We start from the raw sequence: 678 nt of genomic DNA, 5'->3' as shown, positions 1-678 counted from the left end.
AACCGTCCCCTGGACCGTGTCTGCCCGGTCCTGTTCGTGGACGCCATCAACGTCAAGATCAGGGACGGGCAGGTCGCGAACCGACCGATCTACGTCGTGATGGCGGTGACCGTGGACGGCACCCGCGACATCCTCGGCATCTGGGCCGGCGACGGCGGCGAGGGCGCCAAGTACTGGCTGCACGTGTTCACCGAGCTGAAGAACCGCGGCCTGGACGACGTCCTCATGCTCGTCTGCGACGGTCTGAAGGGCCTGCCCGAGGCCGTGGAGACCGTCTGGCCTCGCACAATCGTTCAGACCTGCGTGGTTCACCTGCTGCGCAACAGCTTCCGCTACGCGGCCCGCCAGGACTGGGACAAGGTCGCCAAGGCCCTCAAGCCCGTCTACACCGCCCCCAGCGAGGACGCGGCCATGGACCGGTTCCTGGAGTTCCAGGAGACGTGGGGCAAGAAGTACCCGGCGATCGTGAAGCTGTGGTCGGACGCCTGGGCCGAGTTCGTGCCCTTCCTCTCCTTCGACGTCGAGATCCGCAAGGTGATCTGCTCGACGAACGCGATCGAGAGCGTCAACGCCCGCATCCGCAAGGCCGTCCGTGCCCGCGGCCACTTCCCCAACGAGGCCGCCGCCCTCAAGTGCGTCTACATGGCGCTGATGAGCCTGGACCCGACGGGGAAGGGC

The 678-nt window shown here is 67.0% G+C and carries 1 protein-coding gene; it reads left to right on the top strand.

Features of this window, described 5'->3' with window-relative positions; translation table 11 throughout:
• The coding region (locus RMT89_RS40605) for an IS256 family transposase (RefSeq protein ID WP_315888769.1) at positions 1-678 on the top strand (678 nt) is incomplete at both ends.

The sequence above is a fragment of the Streptomyces sp. P17 genome (genome assembly GCF_032436805.1).
In the GTDB taxonomy this organism is placed as follows: Bacteria; Actinomycetota; Actinomycetes; order Streptomycetales; family Streptomycetaceae; genus Streptomyces.
Note: the sequence above shows the minus strand (reverse complement) of the source record. Positions and strands in the feature narration are given on the sequence as shown.